At 62.7% G+C, this 26,335-nt stretch carries 20 protein-coding genes and 3 pseudogenes; 12 read left to right on the top strand and 11 right to left on the bottom strand.

Annotation, left to right across the window (positions count from 1 at the left end):
- The first annotated feature begins 168 nt into the window (after positions 1-168).
- Entirely contained in the window at positions 169-1,392 is a 1,224-nt protein-coding gene (locus JWQ90_RS04755; RefSeq protein WP_299690170.1) for a CoA transferase, read from the top strand.
- A 230-nt stretch (positions 1,393-1,622) separates the two neighbouring features.
- Here the strand turns inward: JWQ90_RS04755 and JWQ90_RS04750 are convergent, their stop codons facing one another.
- From JWQ90_RS04750 to JWQ90_RS04740, 3 genes are all read right to left on the bottom strand, one after another.
- On the bottom strand, positions 1,623-3,611 hold the full coding sequence (locus JWQ90_RS04750; RefSeq protein WP_299690167.1) for an acetyl/propionyl/methylcrotonyl-CoA carboxylase subunit alpha: 1,989 nt from the start codon (positions 3,609-3,611) through the stop codon (positions 1,623-1,625).
- Positions 3,612-3,680: 69 nt separating this feature from the next.
- Complete coding sequence (locus JWQ90_RS04745; RefSeq protein ID WP_299690164.1) at positions 3,681-5,288, bottom strand: carboxyl transferase domain-containing protein; 1,608 nt, start codon at positions 5,286-5,288, stop codon at positions 3,681-3,683.
- Positions 5,288-6,451, bottom strand: a complete 1,164-nt coding sequence (locus JWQ90_RS04740) for an isovaleryl-CoA dehydrogenase (RefSeq protein WP_299690159.1) — start codon at positions 6,449-6,451, stop codon at positions 5,288-5,290. The genes JWQ90_RS04745 and JWQ90_RS04740 overlap by 1 nt, the downstream gene beginning before the upstream one ends.
- A gap of 162 nt (positions 6,452-6,613) precedes the next feature.
- Here JWQ90_RS04740 and JWQ90_RS04735 point away from each other — a divergent pair, with 162 nt between their 5' ends.
- Entirely contained in the window at positions 6,614-7,285 is a 672-nt protein-coding gene (locus JWQ90_RS04735) for a TetR/AcrR family transcriptional regulator (protein ID WP_366919438.1), read from the top strand.
- A gap of 58 nt (positions 7,286-7,343) precedes the next feature.
- Here the strand turns inward: JWQ90_RS04735 and JWQ90_RS04730 are convergent, their stop codons facing one another.
- Complete coding sequence (locus tag JWQ90_RS04730) at positions 7,344-7,664, bottom strand: hypothetical protein (RefSeq protein WP_299690155.1); 321 nt, start codon at positions 7,662-7,664, stop codon at positions 7,344-7,346.
- A gap of 189 nt (positions 7,665-7,853) precedes the next feature.
- On the opposite strand from JWQ90_RS04730, the gene JWQ90_RS04725 reads away from it, so the two are divergent.
- The 3 genes from JWQ90_RS04725 to JWQ90_RS04715 all read left to right on the top strand — a co-directional run bounded on the left by JWQ90_RS04725 (position 7,854) and on the right by JWQ90_RS04715 (position 10,039).
- Entirely contained in the window at positions 7,854-8,594 is a 741-nt protein-coding gene (locus JWQ90_RS04725; RefSeq protein WP_299690152.1) for a Crp/Fnr family transcriptional regulator, read from the top strand.
- A 146-nt stretch (positions 8,595-8,740) separates the two neighbouring features.
- Positions 8,741-9,487, top strand: coding sequence for a Crp/Fnr family transcriptional regulator (locus tag JWQ90_RS04720; protein WP_299690149.1), 747 nt, complete (start codon positions 8,741-8,743; stop codon positions 9,485-9,487).
- A 330-nt stretch (positions 9,488-9,817) separates the two neighbouring features.
- A complete protein-coding gene (locus JWQ90_RS04715) occupies positions 9,818-10,039 on the top strand; it encodes a hypothetical protein (RefSeq protein WP_299690146.1) in 222 nt (73 codons plus the stop codon).
- Between the two features lie 133 nt (positions 10,040-10,172).
- Here the strand turns inward: JWQ90_RS04715 and JWQ90_RS04710 are convergent, their stop codons facing one another.
- Positions 10,173-10,652 carry a host attachment protein gene (locus tag JWQ90_RS04710; protein WP_299690144.1) on the bottom strand — a complete coding sequence of 160 codons (480 nt, stop codon included), beginning with the start codon at positions 10,650-10,652 and terminating at the stop codon, positions 10,173-10,175.
- A 399-nt stretch (positions 10,653-11,051) separates the two neighbouring features.
- Between JWQ90_RS04710 and JWQ90_RS04705 the strand changes: the two genes are divergently transcribed.
- Positions 11,052-11,771 carry a Crp/Fnr family transcriptional regulator gene (locus JWQ90_RS04705; protein WP_299690141.1) on the top strand — a complete coding sequence of 240 codons (720 nt, stop codon included), beginning with the start codon at positions 11,052-11,054 and terminating at the stop codon, positions 11,769-11,771.
- A 357-nt stretch (positions 11,772-12,128) separates the two neighbouring features.
- Here the strand turns inward: JWQ90_RS04705 and JWQ90_RS04700 are convergent, their stop codons facing one another.
- Positions 12,129-12,533 carry a hypothetical protein gene (locus JWQ90_RS04700; protein WP_299690138.1) on the bottom strand — a complete coding sequence of 135 codons (405 nt, stop codon included), beginning with the start codon at positions 12,531-12,533 and terminating at the stop codon, positions 12,129-12,131.
- A 462-nt stretch (positions 12,534-12,995) separates the two neighbouring features.
- On the opposite strand from JWQ90_RS04700, the gene JWQ90_RS04695 reads away from it, so the two are divergent.
- From JWQ90_RS04695 to JWQ90_RS04675, 6 genes and pseudogenes are all read left to right on the top strand, one after another.
- On the top strand, positions 12,996-15,128 hold the full coding sequence (locus JWQ90_RS04695) for a PQQ-dependent dehydrogenase, methanol/ethanol family (RefSeq protein WP_299690135.1): 2,133 nt from the start codon (positions 12,996-12,998) through the stop codon (positions 15,126-15,128).
- Between the two features lie 652 nt (positions 15,129-15,780).
- The gene (locus JWQ90_RS04690; RefSeq protein ID WP_299690133.1) at positions 15,781-16,152 is read left to right on the top strand and encodes a hypothetical protein; all 372 of its coding nucleotides are present in this window, start codon (positions 15,781-15,783) and stop codon (positions 16,150-16,152) included.
- A gap of 24 nt (positions 16,153-16,176) precedes the next feature.
- A pseudogene (locus JWQ90_RS29120) lies at positions 16,177-16,494 on the top strand (low molecular weight protein tyrosine phosphatase family protein); the annotation flags it as partial.
- Entirely contained in the window at positions 16,480-17,034 is a 555-nt protein-coding gene (locus JWQ90_RS29115; RefSeq protein WP_366919437.1) for a GNAT family N-acetyltransferase, read from the top strand. The pseudogene JWQ90_RS29120 and the gene JWQ90_RS29115, both read left to right, overlap by 15 nt.
- Before the next feature lie 31 nt (positions 17,035-17,065).
- Positions 17,066-17,584 carry a class IV adenylate cyclase gene (locus JWQ90_RS04680; RefSeq protein WP_299690127.1) on the top strand — a complete coding sequence of 173 codons (519 nt, stop codon included), beginning with the start codon at positions 17,066-17,068 and terminating at the stop codon, positions 17,582-17,584.
- A gap of 85 nt (positions 17,585-17,669) precedes the next feature.
- On the top strand, positions 17,670-18,221 hold the full coding sequence (locus JWQ90_RS04675; RefSeq protein ID WP_299690124.1) for a GNAT family N-acetyltransferase: 552 nt from the start codon (positions 17,670-17,672) through the stop codon (positions 18,219-18,221).
- 144 nt (positions 18,222-18,365) lie between these two features.
- Here JWQ90_RS04675 and JWQ90_RS04670 read toward each other — a convergent pair.
- From JWQ90_RS04670 to JWQ90_RS04650, 5 genes and pseudogenes are all read right to left on the bottom strand, one after another.
- Positions 18,366-18,495 (bottom strand): annotated as a pseudogene (locus JWQ90_RS04670) (transposase); the annotation flags it as partial.
- Positions 18,496-18,716: 221 nt separating this feature from the next.
- Positions 18,717-21,290 carry an EAL domain-containing protein gene (locus tag JWQ90_RS04665; protein ID WP_299690121.1) on the bottom strand — a complete coding sequence of 858 codons (2,574 nt, stop codon included), beginning with the start codon at positions 21,288-21,290 and terminating at the stop codon, positions 18,717-18,719.
- A gap of 55 nt (positions 21,291-21,345) precedes the next feature.
- Complete coding sequence (locus JWQ90_RS04660; RefSeq protein ID WP_299690120.1) at positions 21,346-21,729, bottom strand: response regulator; 384 nt, start codon at positions 21,727-21,729, stop codon at positions 21,346-21,348.
- A 133-nt stretch (positions 21,730-21,862) separates the two neighbouring features.
- A pseudogene (locus JWQ90_RS04655) lies at positions 21,863-24,622 on the bottom strand (PAS domain S-box protein); the annotation flags it as partial.
- Positions 24,623-25,062: 440 nt separating this feature from the next.
- Positions 25,063-26,148, bottom strand: a complete 1,086-nt coding sequence (locus JWQ90_RS04650) for an RDD family protein (protein ID WP_299690114.1) — start codon at positions 26,146-26,148, stop codon at positions 25,063-25,065.
- Between the last annotated feature and the right edge of the window lie 187 nt (positions 26,149-26,335).

Raw genomic sequence — 26,335 nt, 5'->3', positions numbered from 1 at the left:
CTCCAGGATATTGATCCCGGCGTCTCCGATATTGGACGGGGGCAAAGCAAGGTTCGCATACTCGACCTCTGATAACAGAGGCTTGTCTCTGACAGGCTGATCAAACGCAGTGGTGCTTCGCATTGAACCTGATGTTTGTGTAGAGCTGGCACTGCATTTAGAACGGGAATGGAAGTGAAAGTGGAAAACAACGGGATGTTTGCGGGCGTTCGGATCATCGAGTTGGCGCAATACGTATACGTTCCGGGCGGCAGCGTGCTGCTGGCCGATCAGGGCGCCGAGGTTATCCACGTGGAGACACCGGGTACCGGCGATCCTTATCGTTCGCTGCGCGTAGGCGACGGCCGCGAAACCAGTTCTGTCAATCTGGCGATGGAACAGAATAATCGTGGAAAGAAAAGTATCGCACTCGACCTGAAGTCCAAGGACGGAAGGGACGCCTTGCTCGCATTGATCCGAACCGCGGATGTGTTTCTAACCAGTCTGCGTCCGAAGGCGTTGCGCTCGCTACACCTGGATCCCGAAGATCTTTGGGCGGTAAACCCGAAACTGATCTATGTGCGCGGCAATGGGCTGGGTTTTCGCGGCCCCGAAGCCGGCAAGCCCGGCTTCGATGCGTCCGCCTTCTGGGCGCGTGGCGGCATGGCGTATGTGATGTCGCCGCCAGGGCAGCCCCTGACGACGCCGCGCGCAGCCTTGGGCGATCATTCGGGATCGATGGCACTCGCCTTCGGCATTGCGGGCGCGCTATTCCGGCGGGAAAAGACCGGCAAGGGGACGCTGGTTGAGACCTCGCTGCTGGCCACCGCCGTCTGGATGCTGTCGTCGGACGTCACGTATTCTCAGGTCCCGGGATATGTCGCACATAACCCGGATCGCAACCGCTTTCCGTTGATGGCGGCTTACCGGACACGTGATGATCGCATGTTGCAGCTCATGCTTCTCGATCCGCGACCGTACTGGCCGGGGCTGTGCCAGATACTCGGACTTGACGAACTCGTGGAAGATCCACGCTTTGTCGATAATCCGGCGCGCATGCGCAACGGCGCCGCGCTGGTCAAGCTCATCGGCGAGAAGATCGCGCAGCGCGACTGGGCCGAGTGGAAGCCGATCTTCGATGCCTGGGACGCGCCCTGGGAACTCATTCGCACGATTCATGAGATCGCGACCGATCCGCAAGTGATCGCGAACGACATGCTGTTTGAACTCACGGTGGAGGATGGCACCAAGGTACGCGTCGTAGCGGGTCCGGTGGCGTTCGACGGACACAACGCGCCTGAAGTGCCCCGCGCTTCTCCGGGTCTGGGCGCCCATACCGACGAGCTGCTGCGTTCCGTCGGCTATTCCGATGAGGCAATCTCGGTCCTGAAGGCCAAGCGCGTCGCGCAATAATCATCGCTGACGGTCTTTGACAATCTTGCCGAGACGGTGACGGGAAAGTCGAGGCGCGCGTCATTGGCGAAGCTGAACACTCAGCCTATCGTTACAGCCCGGCGCGGAGGACGAAGCGGCGCAGGCAGCGCTCTTCGCAGCGGCTCAGCCCAATCCACCGAGCGCGCGCCGAAGTGCGGATTAGCTGCTGAAACACGCACCAGGCGGTCACCATGGCGACGCGGTGGCGCTCACTCGGCAGCTTCAAACTCCACCAGTTCGGCACCGTCCTTGACTTGCTCACCGACGCTGCAGAGATAAGCGATCACACGGCCCTTGGCCGGTGCCACGAGCGTGTGCTCCATCTTCATCGCTTCCATGACGACCAGTGCTGCGCCCTTGTCGACTTCGGCGCCGACCGCTGCCGGCAGATCCACGATCTTGCCGGGCATCGGCGCGCTCAGCCCTCCGTGTGCTTCCTGATCGCCGGCGGCATGAGCGAGCGGGTCGAACGGCTGGAGCACGTGATGTAGTCCGCCACTGAATACGTGCAGTTGCTCGCCCAGGCGCACGATGCTGGCGCTGAGGCGCTGCGTGCCGACCGTGTACTGCTGTTGGCCATCGCCGCTTCCGCTCACCGCTGCCGCGCTGCCATTGAGTTGCACGCCGCTGCGCTCGTAGCGCACTTCGACGGATCGCCGCGTCTCGCCTTCGCGATATTCGAGCCTGCGCGTCTGGCTGCCGTTGATGCGCCAGCCATCGACCTCGCCCCAGGGCGAGTGCGGGTCCGCGCTCGCGGCCGTCGTGATGCGGATCGCCCGCGCTTCGCTCTGCAGCGTCCAGAGGCTGGCCGCGGCCAGGGCTTCTGCGGGTGCCGAGGCCGGTGCGGGAATCAGTACCGCGCGCTCGCGCTCGATCAAGCCGGTATCGACGCGGCCTTCCCGAAATTCCGCGTGGTCGATCAGCCGCGACAGGAAGGCGATGTTGTTGCCGACGCCGGCGATCTCGAAGTCGGCAAGCGCTGTCAGCATGCGATCCGTCGCGCGCTCGCGCGTCTCGTCCCAGACGATCAGCTTGGCGAGCATCGGATCGTAGTGGGGGCTCACGGAATCCCCTTCGTCGACGCCGGTATCGACGCGAATATTCGCGGACTCGGCGGGCTTGCGGAAGTGCGCGAGCCGGCCGATCGAGGGCAGGAAGCCCTTGGCTGGCTCCTCGGCATAGAGGCGCACCTCGATCGCGTGCCCACGCAGCGGAATCTGCTGCTGCGTCAGCGGTAGCGCTTCGCCGCTGGCAATACGCAACTGCCATTCAACCAGATCAAGCCCGGTGATCATCTCGGTCACCGGATGCTCAACCTGCAGACGCGTGTTCATTTCCATGAAGTAGAACGAACCGCCCTGGTCGGCGATGAACTCGACCGTTCCCGCGCCGACATAGCCGACGGCGCGCGCGGCGTCGCAGGCGGCGCGTCCCATCTCGGCACGGCGCGCGGCGTCGATGCCCGGCGCCGGCGCTTCCTCCACGACTTTCTGGTGACGACGCTGCGCCGAGCAGTCGCGCTCGAACAGGCTCACGATGTTGCCCTGGGTGTCGCCGAACACCTGAATCTCGATGTGGCGCGGGCGTACCAGATACTTTTCGATCAGGACGCGCTCGTCGTTGAACGACGCCGCGGCTTCACGCTGGCAGGATGCGAGCGCGGCGGGGAAGTCCGCGCTGCTCTCGACGATGCGCATGCCCTTGCCGCCGCCGCCCGCGCTGGCCTTGATCAGCACCGGATAAGCCATGCCGTCGGCCTGCTGCTGCAGGAACTCGGGGTTCTGCTCGTCGCCGTGATAACCCGGCACCAGCGGTACCCGGGCGGCCTGCATCAGGGTTTTGGCCGCGGACTTGGAGCCCATTGCGCGGATCGCCTCAACCGGCGGGCCGATGAAGACGATGCCGGCCTCGGCACAAGCCTTGGCGAAGCCCTCGTTTTCGGACAGGAAACCGTAGCCGGGATGCACCGCCTGAGCGCCGCTGTGCAGAGCCGCTACGACGATCCGGTCGGCACGCAAATAGCTGTCGCGGGATGCCGCAGGCCCAACGCAATACGCTTCGTCGGCGAGACGCACATGGCGCGCGCCGGCATCGGCTTCCGAATAGACCGCGACCGTGCGGATGCCGAGTCGCCGGCAGGTCTTGATGACGCGGCAGGCGATTTCGCCGCGGTTGGCAATCAGTACTTTGGTGAACATCACGAGCCCCGAACGGGTTTGCGCTTGTCGAAAATAGTGTCGCGGCCGCTGCGCGCGGCCGCGATGCGATCACATGCGGAAGACGCCGAAGTGTGTCGGTTCGATCGGCGCGTTGAGCGCGGCTGAAAGCCCCAGGCCCAGCGTGCGCCGCGTCTGAGCGGGATCGACGATGCCGTCGTCCCAGAGCCGCGCGCTGGCGTAATAGGGGCTGCCTTGCAGGTCGAACTGCGCGCGTGTCGGCGCCTTGAACTTCTCTTCATCTTCGGCGCTCCAGTGCTTGCCCTGGGCTTCGAGTCCGTCGCGGCGCACGGTGGCGAGCACGCTGGCGGCCTGCTCGCCACCCATTACCGAGATGCGTGAATTCGGCCAACTCCACAGAAAGCGCGGTGAATAGGCGCGGCCGCACATGCCATAGTTGCCGGCTCCGAAGGAGCCGCCGATCAGTACCGTGAACTTGGGTACCTGGGCGGTCGCGACGGCGGTCACCAGCTTGGCGCCGTCCTTGGCGATGCCGGCGTTTTCGTACTTGCGGCCGACCATGAACCCGGAGATGTTCTGCAGAAACAGCAAGGGAATACCGCGTTGCGCGCACAGCTCGATGAAGTGCGCGCCCTTCTGCGCCGACTCGCTGAACAGGATGCCGTTGTTCGCGAGAATGCCGACCGGATAGCCGTGGATGTGCGAGAAGCCGGTGACCAGCGTGCTGCCGTAACGCGCCTTGAACTCGTCGAGCCGCGAGCCGTCGACGATGCGCGCGATGATTTCGCGCACGTCGTAGGGCTTGCGCGTATCGGCCGGCACGACGCCGTAGATTTCCTCGGGATCGTAGAGCGGTGCTTCGGGCGTTTGCAGGTCGATGCCGATCTGTTTGCGAATGTTGAGGTGCGAGACGATACCGCGCACCAGCGACAGCGCGTGGTGATCGCTCTCCGCAAAATGATCGGCTACGCCGGAGATGCGCGTGTGCACGTCGGCACCGCCCAGATCCTCGGCGCTGACCACTTCGCCGGTGGCGGCCTTGACCAGCGGCGGGCCGCCGAGAAAGATCGTGCCCTGGTTCTTGACGATAACGGTTTCATCCGACATCGCCGGGACATAGGCGCCGCCAGCCGTGCAGGAGCCCATCACGCAGGCGATCTGCGGAATGCCCATCGCCGACAGGTTCGCCTGGTTGTAGAAAATGCGGCCGAAATGCTCCCTGTCCGGGAACACCTCGTCCTGCATCGGCAGGAACGCACCGCCGGAATCCACCAGATATACGCAGGGCAGCCGGTTCTCTTTCGCGACTTCCTGTGCACGCAAATGCTTTTTCACGGTGACCGGGTAGTAAGTGCCGCCCTTGACCGTGGCGTCGTTGGCGATGATCACGCACTCGCGGCCACTGATGCGGCCAATGCCGGCGATCGCGCCGCCGCAGGGCAGATCGCCGCCGTACATGCCATGCGCAGCGAGCGGCGACAGCTCCAGGAATGGCGTCCCCGGATCAAGCAGGCCGTCGATGCGATCACGCGCCATCAGCTTGCCTCGCCCGGTGTGCTTGGCGCGCGCGGCTTCCGAGCCGCCCATCGCGGTCTTGGCGGTGAGTTCGCGCAGCTCGTCCACCTGAGTTCTCAGCGCCGCAGCGTTCGCCTTGAAGTCGTCGGCACCGGTGCGCAGCTTGGACTGGATGACAGCCATCAAAAGGTCTCGTTGAACAGTTCGCGGCCGATCAGCATGCGGCGGATCTCCGAAGTGCCGGCGCCGATCTCGTAGAGCTTGGCATCGCGCCACAGGCGGCCAGTGGGGAATTCATTGATGTAGCCGTTGCCGCCCAGGGCCTGAATCGCCTGGCCGGCCATCCACGTCGCCTTCTCCGCGGAATAGAGAATCGCGCCCGCGGCGTCCTTGCGCGTGGTCTCGCCGCGATCGCAGGCCTTGGCTACCGCGTAGACGTAGGCGCGGCAGGCGTTGAAGCCCACGTACATGTCGGCGAGCTTGCCCTGCATGAGCTGGAACTCGCCGATCGGAGTACCGAACTGCTTGCGGTCGTGCACATAGGGCATGACCACATCCATGCACGCGGACATGATGCCGAGCGGGCCGCCCGAGAGCACCACGCGCTCGTAGTCGAGGCCCGACATCAACACGTTGACGCCGCGGCCGACGCTGCCGAGCACGTTTTCCTCCGGTACCTCGCAATCCTGGAATACCAGCTCGCAGGTGTTCGATCCGCGCATGCCGAGCTTGTCGAGCTTCTGGGCCGTGGTGAAACCCTTGAAGCTCTTCTCGATGATGAAGGCGGTAATGCCGCGCGAACCGGCCGCCGGATCGGTTCTGGCGTAGACGATCAGTGTGTCGGCATCGGGGCCGTTGGTGATCCACATCTTGCTGCCATTGAGCAGGTAGCGCTCGCCCTTCTTCTCGGCGCGCAACTTCATGCTCACCACATCGGAGCCGGAGCCCGGCTCCGACATCGCCAGTGCGCCGATATGCTCGCCGCTGATGAGCCTGGGCAGGTACTGCTTCTTCTGCGCCTCGCTGCCGTTTTTGCGCAGCTGATTCACGCACAGGTTGGAATGTGCGCCGTAGGACAGGCCGATGGCGGAGCAGGCGCGAGAGATTTCCTCCATCGCCACCACATGGGCCAGGTAGCCCAGGTTGGTGCCGCCGTATTCTTCCTCGACCGTGAGGCCGAGCAGGCCGAGCTCGCCGAACTTGGACCAGAGCTGGTTCGGAAATGCGTTCTCGGCGTCGGCCTTGGCGGCCAGCGGTGCGACCTCGCGCGACGCGAACTGCTGGGTGAGATTGCGCAGTTGGTCAATGTCGTCGCCGAGGTCGAAATTCAGGGAAGTCAGGGACATGGGTGCTGGGTTCTCCACATGCTTTGATAGCGCTACGGCTGGCCGACACCGCCGGCGCTGGCCTTGACTCCAAGGCTCTGGAATCCTGAAGGCAGCGGAAATGTACTGGGTATCGTTAAAAAAGTGAAGCATAATTCACAAACAGAACAAGGGTTCACAGTTATGGCATACCGACGTTCCCCTTTGATGCAGGAGCGGCTGGCCGACAACCGGCAGCGGATCGTGTTGGCCGCCAGGCGCCTGATCGCCGCGGGCGGCTTCCGAGAGGCGTCGATCGCGGCGGTCGCGGCCGAGGTCGGCCTGTCCACCGGTGCGATCTACCGCTACTTTCCTTCGAAGGCAGAGCTTTTCGTCGAGGTGCTGACCAACGCCGTCGCGCATGAGATCGCGATACTCAGCGCGATCATCGCCGGGCCCGATACCGCAACCCAGCGTCTGCGCGCGGCGGTCGAGTCGTTCGCGTCGCGCGCACTGGAAGGCCCGCACCTGGCGTATGCCTTCATTGCCGAGCCTATCGACCCCGAGGTGGACGCGGCGCGCATCATCTGCCGGCAGCAGTTCGGCGAGGTATTCGAAAAAGTGTTGAAGTCTGGCGTCAAGTCTGGCGAGTTTGCATCGCAGTCGACCGAGATCAGTGCCGCTTGCATCGTGGGCGCTTTTACCGAGGCCCTGATCCGGCCCGTCGCGCCGACGGCCAAAACCAGCGACAAGAAGAAGTTGATCAAGGCGATCGCCGATTTCTGCGTGCGCGCGGCTCTGGGTGACAACGCCGCCAAAATCGGCCCGGGCTTGCCTGCCAACAACAGCAAGCGTGTTTCATCTCGGAAGGCCTGATCACCGATCCGGTTCGGCCCCGGCGTCGACCATCGCTACGCCGGTGGGTTTTGGATAATCACTTCGACTCGACGATTCGCCTGTCTGCCGGCTTCGGTCTTGTTGTCTGCGACAGTGCCTGGTTGAATGCCTGGCCGCCAACGTTGTCGGTATGTCCTTCGATGCGGACGCTGCGATCCGTTGCCTCGCCGAGGAAGCCGACCAGCCGATCCGGATTGGCGATGCCTCCCGGCTTGAGGTCGGATTTGCCGGTTGAGAACAGCACGTCGCCCAAGCTCGGCACCCTGCCACGATCGGTCTTCTTGGCTTGCAACGCCGCCAGTTGCATTTCCAGCATATCGTTCTTGCGCTTTGCGGAATCCGCCTCGACGACGGCCACCTCGGCATGTTGTACCCGGCCAATCGATCGGCGTCGGTCTGCCAACGCACTTGGCGGGTATCGAGTTGCCGGGGCACTGACACGCTTATGGTTTCGATGCTGTTCGCTGCCGTACAGACGTTAGTTCATGTCGAGCCTAGTTTGGTGAGCTAAGCAGCCGGAGCGTCGTCATTGCGGTGGTGGCGCCGGATGCCAATCACCGAGACCACAGGCTTGTCTACCCCCAAAATACCGAGCAACTATCTGCTGGCCTGCCTGCCCGAGGCGGAGTATCAGCGCCTTTCCCCGTCCCTGGAGCGGGTCAGCCTGAGCCTGGCTTCCGTCATTTACGAATCGGGCGTGGTGCTGACACATGTCTATTTCCCAATTGATTGCGTCGTCTCACTGCTGAATGTAATGACCAACGGCGACTCCGCGGAAATCGCCGTCGTCGGTAGCGAAGGCATGGTGGGGGTTTCGCTGTTCATGGGCGGCCAGTCGACCACCAGCCGAGCCATCGTACAGAGCGAAGGCAATGCATTCCGCTTGAAAGTGGACGTGTTGAAAGCGCATTTCGATCTGGGGGGCGCGATGCAGCATCTGCTGTTGAGATATACGCAAGCCTTGATGACACAGATCACTCAGACGGCGGCCTGCAACCTGCATCATTCCGTCGAGCAGCAGCTATCCCGCTGGCTGCTGATGAGTCTCGATCGCCTGCCGGACAATCAAGTGCTGATGACGCAGGGCCTGATCGCCAACATGCTGGGTGTTCGCCGTGCGGGCGCCACCGACGCGACCGATAAACTGCAGACCGCAGGATTGATAACTTACAAGAGCGGCACGATTACGGTTCTTGATCGGCCGGGCCTGCAGGATCACGCCTGCGAGTGCTACGCCGTGGTCAAGAAGGAATACGACCGCCTGCTACCCGAAGTGACCGCGAGCTGATCCCAGGGCGGATTCCGGCCCCGGCCCGGTCGCCGGCGTGCTGAAGAGGCATCACTGTGCGATATCGTACATACGAATTCCCGCACATGGCGTATTCTAACGGGTCGGAAAGGCGCGCTATCGACGTCTTGTGCCCGGTAATAGACATGTCGGATTCACCCAGCCCCGAGCAAAATCATCTGCTGTCCATGCTGTCGGCCGATACCAAAGTCCGACTATGGCCACTGCTGGAGTGGGTTCCTCTGCCGCTGGGCAAAGTCTTGTATGAGGCCGGTGGCGTATTGGACCACGTCTATTTTCCGACGGACTCCATCGTCTCGCTGCTCTACGTGATGGAAAGCGGTGCATCGGCCGAGATCTCGGTCGTCGGCAACGATGGAATCGTCGGTGTCTCCTTGTTCATGGGGGGTGAGAGCACTCCCAGCCGAGCGGTTGTGCAGAGCGCGGGCGCGGCGTATCGCCTGCCCGCGAAGCAGATCAAGGAAGAGTTCAATCGTCACGGCGAACTGCTGCTGCTGCTGCTGCGCTACACGCAATCGCTGCTGACGCAGATGTCCCAAACCGCCGTTTGCAATCGCCATCACAGTGTCGATCAGCAGCTGTGTCGCTGGCTGCTGCTTTCGCTGGATCGCCTGTCGAGCAACCAATTGAAGATGACCCATGAACTGATCGCCAACATGCTTGGCGTACGCCGAGAGGGCGTCACCGATGCGGCAGGCAAACTGCAGAAGCTGGGCGTCATTGAATATCGTCGAGGAAAAATCACGGTGCTCGACCGCCCTGCGCTCGAGCATCTGAGCTGTGAGTGCTACGCCGTGGTCAAGAATGAAACAGACCGCCTGCTGAGCTATCGTCCGCTCACGGCCGACGCCAAGGTGGTTGTCCGGAATTGAGGGGCGTCGAGCGCTGATTGGCGGATCGGCGCCAATCGATCGCTGGATTCCGGGGTTCGCGGGACTGAACGAACGTCACGGCTACTGCTAGGGCGCGGCAGCGTCAACTCCAATTGCAGATCGAATCCAAGGGCAGGCATACGATTTCGCCCGCTGTCAGGCTTTCCGGGAGAGCGATGCAGCGGAATCCCACGCGCCTGCGAGCCTGTGCAGTCGCGGCCACTAAGCGGGGCAGCGTACTGACGCTGCACTTTTCCTGCTCTAGTGTTGACGAGTCGTATCCATCCCAATCGCTTGCACTTTCGTCAGCCACGGGATCCGGAGGTCAGCATGAGCTTCAGCAGACAGGACACATCCACGATCCGCGCCGCAAGGCCGATCGATCGAAGAGTGCCGAGTGGTCAGCAGATGCGCTTTTCGAGCGTGGAAGAGGTGGGTGCCCGAAACACCCGCAGAGTCATGGGTACTCTTCACGCCACCCATGCCCACACCGTGCCGCTGATGCATGCGGCACTCGGCGACGATGACCTGATGAGTGAGCAACAGCAGTAGACGATTGCGGAAATGGCCATCGCCTTCCGATACATCAAGCAGGAATGGCTGAGACGAAAGCTCTCGTCTCGTCTATCTGGGGCCGAAAGGAAAGGCACTGCAGAAGCGTCATCATCGAAGCCGGAGTGAGCGCTCAGAGTTGTGCAGGCAGGGCGCTGCGAATGTCGTGCCGCGAATGTAGGGTCAGATCGCTGGCCAGTTCCAGCACGACCAGGCGCTGCGTCGCCTTGTCGAGGTTCTTGCGCAACAGTCCCAAAAATTTCGGGGCCGCCAGCAGGTAGATTTTTGTGACCTCGCCGGAGCGCTGCGCCGTGCCGAGACGTTCGCACAGGTCCTTGGCAAATGATTCGGCGACATGCTCGCCATGCGACTCCCGCGGTTCGAAAGCATGGCCGATTCCAGCCGCGCCCTGAGTGACATGGCCGCGACGGTCCGATACAGCATCGCGATCCTGCAGCCGGGCGTCCGGATTGACGAAATCGACCAACTCCTCGAGTTGCCCGTCGTCCTGCGACACCGAGAAAATGCGGGCCCGCCCGGCGTCGGCAGCGACAACCCAGGCGGCGTGGCCCGGCTCGCTCGAGTGCGGCCGAGGAGTGAATTGACGTGGCATCGGGATCTCCGGAGCGGATGGGCACGAGTCGGCCCGAATTTCCAGCAGACTGAACGACGCCGGCCCCAGCGTCCGTTCGCTACGCCACTAAACAAGCACGCAAATCTGCTTCGCCAGATCGAAACAGCGATGCGTTGATGAACGTCGCCGGTGTGCCGACCGGTTAAGCCGCGTCGCGGCCCATCGTTGCTATGCATCGGCTTTCGGTTTATGCGCTCGGGCACTGCCAATGCCGCATCAGAAAGCGGCATCGGCCATTACCAAAACCTCTCTTGAGCCGGCTTCGAGTCTGTGCGCAAACGAACACAGGTCACAGCGACGCGCTCGCTATAGTCGAAGGATGTTCATTAGAGCTGCATCTCGTGACACCGATCGAGTAGCTCGCCTTGGAGTGTTTTGATGCCCCTTGTTCGAGACCCGCGAACCAATAATCTGATTTCCGCATTGCCAGAGGTAGAATTGCAGCGCTGGATCTCGCAGCTTGAGTTGGTGGAAATGGCGCTGGGCCAGGTCCTCTATGAATCCGGCAGGGCTTTGAGCCATGTGTACTTTCCTGCCACGGCGATCGTATCCTTGCTCTACGTGATGAAGGACGGGGCCTCCGCCGAAATTGCAGTCGTTGGCCATGAGGGGCTCGTTGGAATTTCGCTGTTCATGGGTGGCGACTCGACACCCAGTCGTGCAGTGATACAGAGCGCCGGGTACGGCTTCCGGATGAAGGCTCAGGTTATCAAGGACGAGTTCGCCCGTGGCGGTGCGGTCATGCATCTGCTGCTCCGATATACCCAGGCCCTGATTACCCAGATGTCGCAAACGGCGGTATGCAACCGGCACCATTCGCTGGATCAGCAGCTCTGCCGGTGGTTGCTGCTGAGTCTGGATCGCTTGAAAGGTAATGAACTGGTGATGACGCAGGAGTTGATCGCCAACATGCTGGGCGTACGCCGTGAAGGCGTCACGGAAGGCGCGGTGAAGCTCCAGAAGCTGGGATTGATCCGCTATGCGCGAGGGCGGATATCGGTACTCGATCGGGCCGGTCTCGAAAGACTCACCTGCGAGTGTTACGCGGTCGTCAAGACGGAATATGACCGCTTGCTGCCCGACAGGCAGGCCAGCTAGCTGGCGATCCGGCTTTCACCAGATTGAAGTGGCATCCGGATCGGATTGCCTTGCTCGGCCTTTCGGCCAGCAGGAATAGCGGCTGGAATAGCTGCTGGATTAGCGGCGCACAAAAAAAGAACCCCCGGAGACCGGGGGCAAAGTGCGAGGAAGGCGCGGGGCCTTCCTGGAGGAGACTCTGAAAGCGGAAACCGGGCGCTTGATCTTTCGACCCCTGCTGCCACGAATCCGTTCCGTGTTGCAGTGCAATATAGGGATAACTTACTAAGTTGTCAACTAGTCTTTCGAACGAAGTCGGCGAAATCTGTCCTCGCACAGCCACTTTTTCGCGCTCGATCACCCAAGCCCGCCAGGCTGCTAGCTGCCGGCGTGCTGCTTTTCGACGGCCACGACCTGGTAGTGCAGCTCCAGATCGCAGCGATTGCCGGCTTCGCCCCGGTCGCGTTTGCCCTTGCAACTCAGGGTGCCGGTGTGCAGCGCAGTGCTCTTGGACAAGGCCTTGGTGATCTCGGGCGTCGGATTGAAGCCGCCGCCGGTGCACTCTTTGACCGGGCACTGGAAGTCGAAGAATGCCTGCATCGACGATGCGAAAATGCGCTTGTACGGTGACAGATGCATCTTCCGGTCCGGATCGACGAAGCGCAGTTCGATCGCGATCTCCTCGAGCGCCGGGAACTGCTTGCCCAGCGTCGGGACCGCCAGATAGGAGCGATGACGCAGCTCGCGCTGGCGTTGGTCAACAGCAAAAGGTTTCATGGCCATGGCGGTTTCCTGTGTAGTGCCGTTATGGAGCAGCTGAACGGACAGGCGCCGCTGCGATGATCGGGGAGGCAAAGACCGGCGTTGCGGGCTTCGCAAGGCGCCGGTCGCGTGTCAAAAAACGACAATCCCCATTGCTTAGAGTAGCACGGATGTTGTAGGAGCCCCGGCCTGCAGGCTGGGGAGAAAGCTCAGTAGCGCCTGATTGACCCGTTCGGGATGCGTCAGCTCCTCGTCTTGCAGTGCAGCGGAACGTATGCCTGCCGCCCGTCATCAGCCCTACCCAACGTAGGAGCGGGTCATACCCGCGACTGTGCCGGTGGAGCCTGAGTCGCGGCTATGACCCGCTCCTACCGCAGCGGAAAGCGCGGGCACGGATCACCCCTTTGTAGCAGGACAGCGTGGGGCGCTTGGGCGATAACCTCTGCTGATAACCAGGGCGAGCCAGCCCACGAGGGGAGAACGATGGTCCAGCTGATCAGGCTCAGGGCGCTGCTTGTCGCCGCCGCCCTGCTGCTGCCAATGTTCGCGGTGCAGGCGGCCGAGATCGACAATGTGGCCTTGTCCAACGAAGCCGACGGCCGCGATTGGCCCGCCTACGGGCGCAGCTTCAGCGAGCAGCGCTTCAGCCCGCTGGACCAGATCAACAGGCAGAACGTGTCGCGGCTGAAGCTGGCCTGGACGCTGGACCTCGACGACGTCTGGAACGTGTCGACTGCGCCGGTCGAGGTCGACGGCGTCATCTACTTCGCCGCCGGCTACAGCGTCGTGCACGCGGTCGACGTGCGCAGCGGTCGGCTGCTGTGGAAGTACGACCCGCACGTCGCCGGCAAGAAGATGCGCATGGCCTGGGGCAGCCGCGGCATCGCTTACTGGAAAGGCCGGCTCTACACCGGCGTGCAGGACGGCCGCCTGTTCGCGCTCGACGCGAAGACCGGCCAACTCGTGTGGGAGACGCAGACCACCGAGCCCGGCGACAACCGCTACATTACCGGGGCGCCGCGCGTGTTCAACGGCAAGGTGCTCATCGGTCACGGCGGCGCCGACTTCGGCCATGTGCGCGGCTACGTCACCGCCTACGACGCCGAGACCGGCCAGCAGGACTGGCGCTTTTACATCGTGCCCGGCAACCCGGCCGACGGCTTCGAGAACCAGGCCATGGAAATAGCCGCGAAAACCTGGAGCGGGCAGTGGTGGAAATTCGGCGGCGGCGGCACCGCGTGGAACGCGATGACCTACGACCCGGAGCTCAATCGCGTCTACATCGGCACCGGTAACGGCTCGCCGTGGAACCACAAGCTGCGCTCGCCCGGCGGCGGCGACAATCTGTTTCTGTGTTCGATCGTCGCGCTCGACGCCGACACCGGCGAATATCTTTGGCACTACCAGACCACGCCGGGCGAGAGCTGGGATTTCAACTCGACGATGGACATCGTGCTGGCCACGGTCGAGATCGACGGCAAGCCGCGCAAGCTGCTGATGCATGCGCCGAAGAACGGTTTCTTCTATGTGATCGATCGCGAAACCGGCAAGCTCATTTCCGCCGAGAAATTCGGCAAGGTTACCTGGGCCGACCATATCGACATGAGCAGCGGCCGGCCGGTCGAGAACCCGGGTGTGCGTTACGAGGACGGCGAGGCGCTGATCTGGCCGGGTTCGGCCGGCGTGCACAACTGGCAGCCGATGTCGTTCAGCCCCGATACCGGCCTGGTCTACATTCCCGCACACGAACTGCCCGGCTACTACAACGACGAAGGCCGCGATCCGAAGACCTGGACGATGGTCCCCAACGACGTGCTCGGCCTGAAGGGTTTCTTCGACGACGTGCCGAAGAGTGCCGGCAGCAGTTCGCTGCTGGCTTGGGACCCGGTGCATCAGAAAAAAGCCTGGGTTTACGCAACGCCCGGCGCTACCAACGGCGGTGTGTTGAGCACCCACGGCGGCCTGGTTTTCCAGGGCGATGCCGACGGCAACTTCAAGGCGCACGATGCGAACACCGGCGAGGTGTTGTGGAGTGCATCGATGGGCGTCGGTACACAGGCGCCGCCGATCACCTACAGCGTTGACGGCAAGCAATATGTGAGCGTGCTCGCGGGCTGGGCCGGCGGCCAGATGCTGCTCGGCTCGCTGTCTGCGCAGCACGGCTGGACCGGCCGCGATCATCCGCGCCGCCTGCTGACCTACGTGCTCGACGGCACTGCGACGCTGCCGCCGTCGGCGCCGCCGAGTATCGTCAAGCCGATCGACGACGCGAGCGTCGAACTCGACCCGCAGAGGGTCGCGAAAGGCCGCGAGCTGTATTCGCAGTGCGTGATCTGCCATGGTGTTTCCGCAGTGGCTGGCGGCTTCGCGCCGGACCTGCGCGCGTCGCCGATACCGTTGTCGTCTCCGGCGTTCAAGGCGATCGTTCAGGCCGGCGGCCTGGAGGCGCGCGGCATGCCCAAGTTCGACGAACTCAGCGACCAGGATCTCGACGCGCTGCGCCAATACATCCGCGAACGCGCGCGCTATACACCCTCGTTCTGGGATCAGGTCAGAACGGCGTGGAATTTTATTGCGCTGACGATCAAGATGAAGTGGCTGCAGCTGACCGGCTGAGGCGGCGCTTTCGCCACTGTAGGAGCGGACCTTGTCCGCGATTGTGCTCTTGAAGGCCTCAATCGCGGACAAGGTCCGCTCCTACAGTTCAGGCACCCAAGCTGCTCTACAGCCACATCCAGCAGACGCCGCGCTTCGGGTGATCTATCAGGCTCGATACATTCGATTCGAGTGACGTTAGACGGCTTGACGGATGAATGAGCCGGACTGATACCGGTCGGCAAGCTGCCCGGACTCAGCAGCACAAAACTCAACGACAAAGAGCTTGGATTGTAATGCGGCACGCAGTATCGTCAGGATGGGCCACGACATCACAGGCGAAGCATCGTGAAACCGTATCGCTTCCTTGAAATCTACGAGTTTCTCAAGCTGTCGGGATACTTACCCGGGATGCAAGCGGCTGTTTTTTCTGCTGGCTAGTGGCTTATCGTCCCATGCGAAACCGTCTCTCGAACACGCTCACGAGTTGGCCATTCCTCGCTTGCCTCGTCTGCTTGCTGCTAAACGATTGGTGGCTGAAGCCGGCAGTTCCGAGTGTGGTCACCGGGAAGCTGTCTGACTTTGCAGGCATTGCGGTCGTCGGAATGGTTCTGCTGTCAATTTCTCCGACTCGAAGGCTTGTTATCTTCCTAGCGCTGTCGCTTGTTTTTCTATGGTGGAAGAGTTCAGCGTCGGCACCATACCCACCCGACAAGAGTACCGAGTCCGCCCCATCGAGGCGGCAGATGAACTCCGTCGCGAAGAGCTTGCAAGCGCCATTGCAGCCGTCGCTACCAATCAAGGCCTTTCCTGCACAGACTGCATACACATCTCAGATGGAGCGGCTTACTCGGGTGATGGAATCAGACTCTCTTATTCATTCCCAGCCAGAAACACGATTCTTTTCCGTGTGGATGCGAACTCGACGGGTCTTTTCTTCGGAAGCAGTGGTGTTGAGAAGGCCGATGCCTTGCGACGCTCACTCAAGGCAACGCTCTCCAAAAGGTTCCAAGGGCTTGAATACATCGAAACCTTGAAACCCTGAAGAGGCGCGCAGGTGAAGGGCACCATGAAGAACCTGCTGTTTGTCTGCAGCCGCAACCGGCTGCGCAGCCCCACCGCCGAGCAGGTGTTCTCCTCGTATGACGGCATCGAGGTTTGTTCGGCCGGACTCGACCGCGATGCCGACCATCCGGTCACTCCCGAGCTGCTGCGCTGGGCCGACCTGATCTTTGTCATGGAGCGCCGGCACCGGCGCAAGCTGCAGACGGCGTTCCGTGCGTCACTCAACGGCAAGCGGATCATCTGCCTGGAGATACCCGACGACTACGGCTTCATGGAGCCCGCTCTGGTCAGGCTGCTCGAGGCCAAGGTGCCGCGCTTTCTGCCAGTTGCTGTGCGGGCGTCGCGCGGCCCGGTCATTTCCCGCGCGGTGCTTGAAGACGCGGCCGGCGTTGCACGAATCCATGTGGACGCATGGCAGGCCGCTTATGCCGGGATCTTGTCGAACGAGTACCTGGCCGCGCAGTCGCTGGCCAGGCGCGAGGCGTACTGGCAAAAGGCGATTGCGCTGGCCGAGTGTGAATTGCTGCTTGCCAGAATCCATCGCAAAATTGTCGGGTGGGTCGCTTTCGGCCGCTGTCGTGACGCCGGAGCGCCGCCGGGTCGGGCTGAGATCTGGGCGCTCTACGTAGCGCCGTCGTCCTGGTCGCAAGGTGTCGGCCGCGCACTGTGCCGCGAGGCCCGGTCGAGTCTGGCCGGGCAGGGCTACCGCTCACTCAGCCTTTGGGTGCTCGCCGACAATGCCAGGGCGATCCGCTTCTATGTCGCCGCCGGCTTCTTGCCCGATCCGTCGGGCATCAAGCAAATCAGCATGGGCGGAAAATCGCTGAAGGAGCTGCGCTATGTTGCTGCTGTCGAGGGCTGATCTGACCGGGCGCGGAGGAGCCTGAGACCGCATGCCGCGAAACATCGAAATCAAGGCGCGCATCGACAGCGTCGAATCGCTGGCGCCCAGGGCTGCGGCGCTTGCCGACGAGGGCCCGATCGAGATCCTGCAGGACGATACGTTCTTCCGTTGCGAGAGCGGCAGATTGAAGCTGCGCGCGTTCTCCCGCGTTCAGGGTGAGCTGATCTTCTATTGTCGCGCCGACCGGCAGGGGCCGAAAGAGTCGTTCTACATCCGGTCCCCGACCGCTGCTCCCGATACGCTGCGCACCACACTGTCGCTGGCCTATGGCGAGACCGGGCGCGTTCGCAAGCACCGCACACTTTTTATGGTTGGGCGAACGCGCATTCACCTGGACGTTGTCGAGAACCTGGGCCACTTCCTCGAGCTGGAGGTGGTGCTCGGCGACGCTGAGCCGGCAGAAGCCGGTGTGGCCGAAGCTCAGGCGCTGATGGCGCGGCTGGGCGTCGAGCCCTCGCAGCTGATCGAAGGCGCCTATGTTGATCTGCTGGCTGAAAGAGCCGTCTAATCATTCCGCTGATCAGAGCACGGTTCAGAGCACGGTGCTGAAACAGCGCAGCGGATACCCCGTTAAACACAAAATCTCAGCCGCCATGACCGATATCGAAATCAGACCTCTGGGTGCGTCGCCGAAGAACGGCGCGATGCTGAGCGAGATCATCATCGAGGTGGTCGCCAATGGCGGCTCGGTCAGCTTCATGCATCCGCTGGAGCCGGAAAGGGCCGCCGCGTTCTGGGCGGGCTCGCTGGCGGCGGCGGATCGCGGCGATCGCATCGTGCTCGGCGCCTGGGACGGCGATCTGCTGGTCGGCAGCGTCACCCTGCTGCTCGATTGCCCGCCCAACCAGCCGCATCGCGGCGAGATCGCCAAGATGATGACGCGCCTGAGCCACCGTGGCCGGGGAATCGCGACGGCCTTGATGCGGGTCGCGGAAGCTTTGGCGGTGGAGCGGCAACGCACGCTGCTGGTGCTCGATACCGCGGTCGAGGAAGGGGCGTCTGGCCTTTATGAGAAGCTCGGCTTCGTGCTGGCCGGGACAATTCCGGATTACGCCTTGAAGCCGCATGGTGGGCTGACGGGCACCATGGTTTACTGGAAGCGGATCGGATCGGCCGCAGCCGCCAAGGTCGAGAACGGAGCCTAGTGCGCCGGGATCATTTGCTGATTACACGAGGCGCGACGGCATTCGCCGAGCAGGTGAAAAAGAGCGTGGTGCGGAGGGCATCGAGGTTTTCCTCTGCTTTTTTCATCGGCTGAGGACCGCCATTCGCTTGATGTTGAACGCCAGTCACACCAATCCCCATTTCGGCTTTCACGTTTTTGAGCCCGCGCACCAGAAACTGTCGGAAACCCATCACCTGTTTGACGATGCCGAAGACCGGTTCGACCTTGCACCTGCTCAGGCGATAGGCGGCGCGGCATCCATCGGCTGGCGTCGTCGGCGATGTTCAAGCGGCGTTCGTGGGCCGGAGCGTCTCTAAGTGCCTCGTTTCCCAAGTACGGTCACGAATCCGCGGCGGATTTTCGCGTCTGGCGGCGTTGCGACTCCTCGCCATAGCGGGGCTATGACTCGTCGTCGTGCCTTGCCAGCCGCAAAACTCCGCGTGCACCTTCGTGACCGTACTTGGGAACCGAGGCTCTAAGCCGCGTGGACTGCGTCCGCCCTGGCGATCTGAGGTGCGTGCACCAGCGCGTGCTGGCGGAAGGCCTCGCGCAGGTTGGCGCGCAGAACCTTGTCATCCCAGGGCTTGGTGTAGAAGCGATTGACCGCGCCGAGGTTGATCGCCTCCATGATCACTTGCATATCGGAATAACCGGACAACAGAATCCGCAAAGTATCGGGGTACAGATTCTTGACCCGGTCGAGGAAGATGGTGCCGATCATCGCGGGCATGCGCTGGTCGCACAGCAAGACCTGCACCGGATGCAGTGCCAGCAGTTCGAAACCCTCGGCGGCTGATGATGCCGACAGAATATGGTAGCCGTCCGGGCGCAGCAGCAGCTTCAACTCGGCCATTACGCCGGGGTCGTCGTCCACCAACATTAGCGTCTTGAACGGTGGCTGAGCTTCGCCGTCCGGTATCGGCAAGCATTTTTCTTCGCGCAGCATTTGTTCTATATCTGCCGCCGGCAGCGGCCGGCTGAAATAGTAACCCTGGATTTGATCGCAGTGGTGGCGCCGCAGGTACGCCAGTTGCGCCGCGGTTTCCACGCCCTCCGCGACCACCTCCAGCTTCAGACTGCGGGCCATCTGAATGATGGCCAGCGCAATGGCGGCGTCGTCGGGCTTGCTGGTGATCTCGCGGACAAAGGCGATGTCGATCTTCAGTTTGTCGATCGGGAAACGGCACAGGTAGGCGAGGTTGGAATAGCCGGTGCCGAAATCGTCGATGGAAATATCCAGGCCCCGTTTCTTCAAACTCTGCAGGCTGGCGATGGTGAGCTCGGTGTTCTCCATCAGCGAACTCTCGGTCAATTCCAGTTCGAGCAGCTCGGCGGTGATGCGGTTGTCGTCGAGCGCCTTGACGATATCCGCTTCCAGATCGCCTTCGATGAATTGACGTCCGGAAACGTTCACCGAGATCGGCACCGGGCCGATCCCGGTGCGCAGCCACAGCCCGATCTGCCTGCAGGCCTCGGCAATCACCCAACTGCCGACGCGCACGATCAGTCCGGTTTCTTCCAGTACCGGAATGAAGTCGTTCGGCGGCACCAGGCCATGTCCGGGCCGCTGCCAGCGCAGCAGGGCTTCGAGGCCGGCGATGCGGCCGCTGTTGAGTTGCACCTTGGGCTGGTAGTGCAAAACGAATTCGTTATTCTCGACGGCCTTGCGCAAGGCCGTTTCCAATTCGAGCCGGGCCTGGGCCTCGGCATTCATCTGCGCGGTGAAGAAGCGGAAAGTGTCGCGTCCCGCCTGTTTGGCCTGGTACATCGCCGTGTCGGCATATTGGATCAGTACACCGGGCTCGCTGGCATCGTCCGGGTAGATGGTGATGCCGATGCTGGTGGTCACGCTGACTTCGTGACCTTGCAGCTTCAAGGGCCTGCGTAGAGCATCCCGTATTTTTTGGGCGACGACGGCGGCGCCCTGCTGCCCCTCTTGCATCACCAGGATCAAGGCGAACTCGTCGCCGCTCAGGCGCCCGACGGTGTCGCGGATGCGCACGCAATCGACCAGGCGGTTGCTGACCTCGATCAGCAAGGCATCGCCGATCGTGTGCCCCAGCGTGTCGTTCACGTCCTTGAAGTGATCCAGGTCGACGAACAGCACGGCGACCAGCCAGCTTCGTTCCGCAGCATGTGCCAGGGTTTTCTTCAGGGTCTCGTAGAACAGCCTGCGATTGGGCAGGCCGGTGAGGGCATCGTAGTGCGCCATATAGTGCAGGCGTTTCTCGGCCTCCTTGCGCTCGCTGATGTCGTGCACGATCGCGACAATGATCCAGTCGCCGCCGGAGCGTTGGGCATGCCGGTGCGCTTCTACCTGCAATTCCGATCCATCCTTGCGCCGCAACTGGGTTTCCGAGACTTCGTAGCTGCGGTCGCCGGAGATGATGGCGTCGTACATGCGCTCCATCTGCTCGGGCGTGCCCGCGCCCAATTGCGCAGGGCCCAGCTGAAACAGCTCTTCGCGTGTATAGCCGAGCATCACCGAGGCCTGCATATTCACTTCGATGAATCGCATGCTGCTGCGGCTCACCAGCATGATCGCATCGGCAGTGGTATCCATCGCCGCGCGAAATCGTTGCAGGCCGGCGGTGCGCAGCTGCAGTTGTTGCAGCTGTTGTTCCAGCAGCAAGCTCTGGTTGCGCAGAAAATCGCCGAAGGTTTTCAGGCGCAACAGATTGCGCACCCGCAGCCACAACTCGGCGCGATCGACGGGCTTCGTCAGAAAATCTTCCGCACCGGCATCGAGGCCCGCCAGGCGGGCGCCGCGTTCGGTGTGCGCGGTCACCATGATGATCGGAATATTCGAGGTGGCAGGGTCGGCCTTGAGAATGCCGGCCACCTGATATCCATTCATGCCCGGCATCATGATGTCGAGCAGGATCAGGTCCGGTGCGCGCTGCGCGATCAAGGCCAGCGCTTCTTCGCCATTGGCGGCGCTGAGCGTCAGGTAGCCTTCAGGCCATAGCAGCGCTTCGAGCAGCTTGCGGTTCTGGGCTTCGTCGTCAACGATCAGGATCGTGGCCGCGGGGCGGAGGTCTGCCGGCATGTCGTGGGTCACTGTGCCGGGATATGCCCGACGTCATGGCTGCGCTTCAGCCCGGTCATGGCGTCTGCAACTCGGGTTTGAGCAGTAGTGCATCGATCGCCGCATACAACTCCCGGTAGCGCAGGGGCTTTGCGATATACGCATCGCAGCCGGCAATACGCGTCTTTTCCTGGTCCGCCTTCATCGCCATCGCAGTCAGTGCGATAACGGGAATGGCGGCGGTGGCCGGGTTCTGTTTCAGCAGCGCGGTCGCGGTGAGGCCGTCCATGCCCGGCAGTTGCAGGTCCATCAGGATCAGCTCGGGCCGGTCGCTGCGTGCCAGCGCCAGGCCGATCTCGGCATCGACGGCAGACAATACGGTATGGCCGGCGTTGCTCAGCAGCAGCGACGCCAGCTTCATGTTCGCCGGGTTGTCTTCGATGACGAGTACTCGGGCCATTGGCCTTCCTTTGGTGGGGCAGCAACTAGCGGGGCAGCAACGCGCGCCTGACCTCGGCGATGAAACGGACACTGTTGAACAGCGCTTTTTCGACGATATGGATGACCTTGTCCGGATGACTGCTCAGCGCGGCGCGGTCGCGCGCGGTGATCTGCTTGGCGGTCACCACCAGGATCGGGATGCGCGCGGTATCGGCATTGCGCTGCAGCGCTTCGGCGACATCGAAGCCGCTGACGTCCGGCATCATCAGATCGAGCACGATCAGATCCGGCCGCAGCCGCTGCGCCAGGATGATCGCCTCGCTGCCGCCATACGCGCGCACCACCGCATAAGCTGGAGTCGGAAGGTATGCGGCAATCACTTCGACGGCCTTGGGGTCGTCGTCGACCACCAGCACCGTGTGCGTTTGTTGTTCGGCCGGATGCAGGTTCAGATGGGCCAGAGAGGTTTTCAGCTGGGCGCGGCTGATCGGCTTCTGCAGTACCGCTGCGGCGCCGCCGGTCAGCGCCATATTGCGCTCGGCCAGGCCGCCGATCACCACGACGGGCACCTGAGCCAGGCGGCTGTTTTCACGGATCCGCAGCAAAAACTCCCAGCCATCGGCGCCCTGCAGTTGCAGATCCAAGGTGATCAGGTCGAGAGTTTGTTGCGTCGCCAGCAACAACGCGGCCTCGGCGCTGGCGGCGCGCAGCACCGTAAAGCCCTCGGCTTCCAGCAGCAGGCGCACCAGATCGGCCGCCTGGTCGTCGTCTTCGATCACCAGCGCCGTGCGCAACTCAGGCTTGGCTGCAGCAAGCGGTGTCACGGCGCCAGCGCTGTCGAGCGGCGTAGTCGCAGCCTGTGCCGGTGTACGCAACGGTAACCAGGCCGCGAAGTGCGCGCCTTCGCCCTCGGCGCTGGCCACGGCGACGGTGCCGCCATGCAGTTCGGCCAGCTGCTTGACCATCGCCAGGCCCAGGCCAGTGCCCTGGAATTTGCGTGCGAGGCTGCTGTCGATCTGACTGAAGGCCTGGAACAGCTTCGTCATGTTTTGCCTGGAAATGCCGATGCCGCTGTCGCTGACGCAGATTTCGAGAAATTCGCTGTCGTTGCTGTCGGCCAGCGGGAACCGGTGCACCGGCCAGGTGCCGGACAGCGTGCCGACGGTACTGCGCGGGACACGCCGCGTGCGCAGGGTCACGCGCCCGCCGCTGGCACTGAATTTGACCGCATTCGACAGCAGGTTGTAGACGATCTGCTTGATCTTGCGCAGGTCCAGCTGCGGCACGCCCAGGTCTCCTGCGGTGTCGAGTTCCAGCCGCAGGCCCTGGGCCGCCGCTTTTTCCCTGACGATGGTCAGGCTGTTCGTCAGCAGGCTGTTCAGATCGACCGCCTCCAGCTCCAGCGCCATCATGCCGGCTTCGACTTTCGACAAATCCAGAATGTCGTTGATCAGCGACAGCAAGTGCTGCCCGCTGGTGAAGATGTCGCCGACGTATTCGTGCTGGATCGCGCTCATCGGGCCCATCAGGCCATCCTTGAGCGCCTCGGAGAATCCGATGACGGCGTTCAGCGGCGTGCGCAACTCGTGGGACATCGTTGCCAGAAATTCTGACTTCATGCGGCTGGCGTGCTCCAGCTCGATGTTTTTCTCCTGCAAGGTACGCTCGAAACTCTTCAGCTCGGTCACGTCGCGCGCCGCCGCGAATACGCCCTGCAGCTTGCGGTCACGGTCGTGGAACGTCGCTGCGTTGTAGGACACTACGGTTTCCTGGCCGTCGAGGGCGCGCACCGTCAGCTCATAGTTCCTCAGCTTGTTCTCGGTGAGCACGCGCCTGATCGAGGCGTCGGCCCGGCCCGGGTCGGTGAAGAAGTTCTTGCAGGGCGCACCGATCAGCTCATCGCGCGTGCGCCCGGTGAGCGCGATCATCTGCTGGTTGACGTCGGTGATGATGCCCTGCGGATCAGTTGTCATCAGCGCGTCGATATTCGATTCGATCAGCGAGCGCGTGTAGAACTGCTGATCGCGCAGGCGCTGGTCGAGCTGCGCCCGGTCCGCTTCGATCTGCTTGCGCGCGGTGTTGTCGGTGCCGATCAGCAAATAGCCGATGATGCTTTCCTGCGCATCGCGCAGCGCGGTGACCGAGACCATCGCCAGGAAGCGGCTGCCGTCCTTGCGGATGTAGGTCAGCTCGTAGATGTCCTCGATGCCGCGCGATGCCTTGAACACCAGCGCCTCGAAGCCCGGCGTGATCGGTGTATCCAGTTCCTGGCTCAGGGCTGCCGCCCGCGCGATCAGCTCCTGCGGGTCCGAGATATCGGCCGGCGTGACCCGGTTGACGACGTCCGCCGCTGCATAGCCGAGCATGCGTTCGGCGCCGACGTTGAAAATCTGCACCACGCCTTTTTCATCGGTGGCGATGCTGGAGAAGTAGGCGCTGTTGAAAATCGCGCTCTGCAGCGCTCCCGCCTTGAGCAGCGCTTCTTCCGCCCGCTTGCGCGCGGTGTTGTCGGTGCCGATCAGCAAATAGCCGATGATGCTTTCCTGCGCATCGCGCAGCGCGGTGACCGAGACCACCGCCGGGAAGCGGCTGCCATCCTTGCGGATGTAGGTCAGCTCGTAGATGTCCTCGATGCCGCGCGAAGCCTTGAACACCAGGGCCTCGAAGCCCGGCGTGATCGGCGTATCCAGTTCCAGGCTCAGGGCTGCCGCCCGCGCGATCAGTTCCTGCGAATCCGAGATATCGGCCGGCGTGACCCGATTGACGACGTCCGCTGCCGTATAGCCGAGCATGCGTTCGGCGCCGACGTTGAAAATCTGAACGACGCCCTTCTCGTCGGTGGCGATACTGGAGAAGTACGCGCTGTTGAAAATGGCATCTTGCAAAGCACCCGTTTTCAGCAGGGTTTTCTGACGCCGAAATTCTATGCCGTCGGGGATACCTGGCTTTTCGCCAATGCCATCGTCGTGACTGCGGTTCAGGGCGCTTTCTTCTGTAAAGAACGAGCATCGGAGTGTTTTTCAGCGCGGGCGACAACGCAGAAAAATGCTTCCGTCGGAGGAATGATTCCACCTTTGACTCTGCAGTCTCCGCTTGTCTGTGCGCTGAGGTCACGTACACCGCATTGAGCGGTGCAGATTAGCGGAGCAGCGGTCCATGTCCGAAACCCTTGCGGTCGCGAGCTGGCAGCCTGTCGGGCTTGGGAGATCGTAGCGAGGGTTTGGCCTGTTGTGTCCAAGCTGCGGGCGACTGAGGAGAATATCCAGCCATATTTGACGAGGGCGCCCGCAGCTTGGGCGCAGCGGGCCGAAGCCGCAGTAGATCTTGCCAAGCCCGACAGGCTGCTGGCCTCTCAGTCCTGCTTGGCAGGCTCGGACGGCGGCGCCGTCTCGACGTCGGAGTCGGGTTCCGGTGCATCGGTGTCGATGCGCTGGCGCCATTGCAGCGGTGTCTGCACCAGGCTGTAGGCGGTGATCTGGCGCGCGATGCCGATGTCGTAGCCGTAGTAGATATGTACGCCGATCAGATTCAGCGCCGCGACCTCGGGCTGGCTGTCGAGCGCGCGGTTGGCGATGCGCTGTGCGAGGCGCTCGGGGTCGTCGCGCACGGTGCTGCGCGCGGTGATCGATAGGCTGTGCTGTGGCGGCGCGTCGTCCTTGGGCAGGATGCGCGCCGCGGTGCCCGTCTGGATCGACACTTCCGATACGCCGGGCTCCCGCGCGACCGCGCGCTGTACCTGCATCATCGCCGCGAAAGCCGGCGTCTGCGACAGCCGCCGGACGCCGAACGGGATCGCCATCGAGATCAGCAGGATCAGCAGGACGACGAGCCAATGCCCGCGCCACAGCGGTATCGATGGCGGCGCGCCGTCGGCGTCCGTTACCACGTACGAACCTACCAGCAGATCGTGCAGCGATTGGCGCGTCCGGCGGTTGAAGATCGCCAGGTAGGTGATCGCCACGGCCAGGCCGAACACTGACACGGCGCAGGCCACGGTCAGCGCCATCTGTGGTACCGAATCGGTGCTGAAGGCATCGCTGTCGACCGGCACGCCGTTCAGGAACCAGGCGATCGCCAGCACCAGATAGCGCAGCGAAGCACGCGCCAGGCCGATGCCGGCGCCTTCGGCACCGACCACGCGGATGCGCAGCAGGCGCTTACCGAGCGTGCGACCGCCACCGAGGCGGCTGTTCAACACCCCGAAGTAAAGCAAGGCGATCACGAAGCCGACGATGCGGCCGCGAAAGCCGAGTACCGCGAGCTGCTCGTAGAACACCGCGCCGATCAGCAGGCCGAACACGCCGAGCAGCACCGAGTCGACCGCCAAGGCCGCGAAGCGGCGCCAGAAGCCGGCGATCGCCGTGATCGGCCGGTCCGGCCGGCGGTTGTCGGCCGCGGCCGGTTCGCCGCCCTGCTCGATCGTGTTCTGTTCGCTCACTGGATTCGTCCCTGGCCCGGCAGAGGGCCTGCTCCGGGCTACTCTCCATGAACCAGTCTTGCCTCGCAAACGACGTAGGTCGGCAATCCTTTGCCGACGTGTGCGCCCTGATCCCTTGAGCACGTCGGCAAAGGATTGCCGACCTACCATCAGCGGGTTCAGGGTCCGTGAGCAGGTCCGCAAGGAA

The sequence above is a fragment of the Hydrocarboniphaga sp. genome, assembly GCF_028291725.1.
GTDB lineage: Bacteria > Pseudomonadota > Gammaproteobacteria > Nevskiales > Nevskiaceae > Hydrocarboniphaga.
Note: the sequence above shows the minus strand (reverse complement) of the source record. Positions and strands in the feature narration are given on the sequence as shown.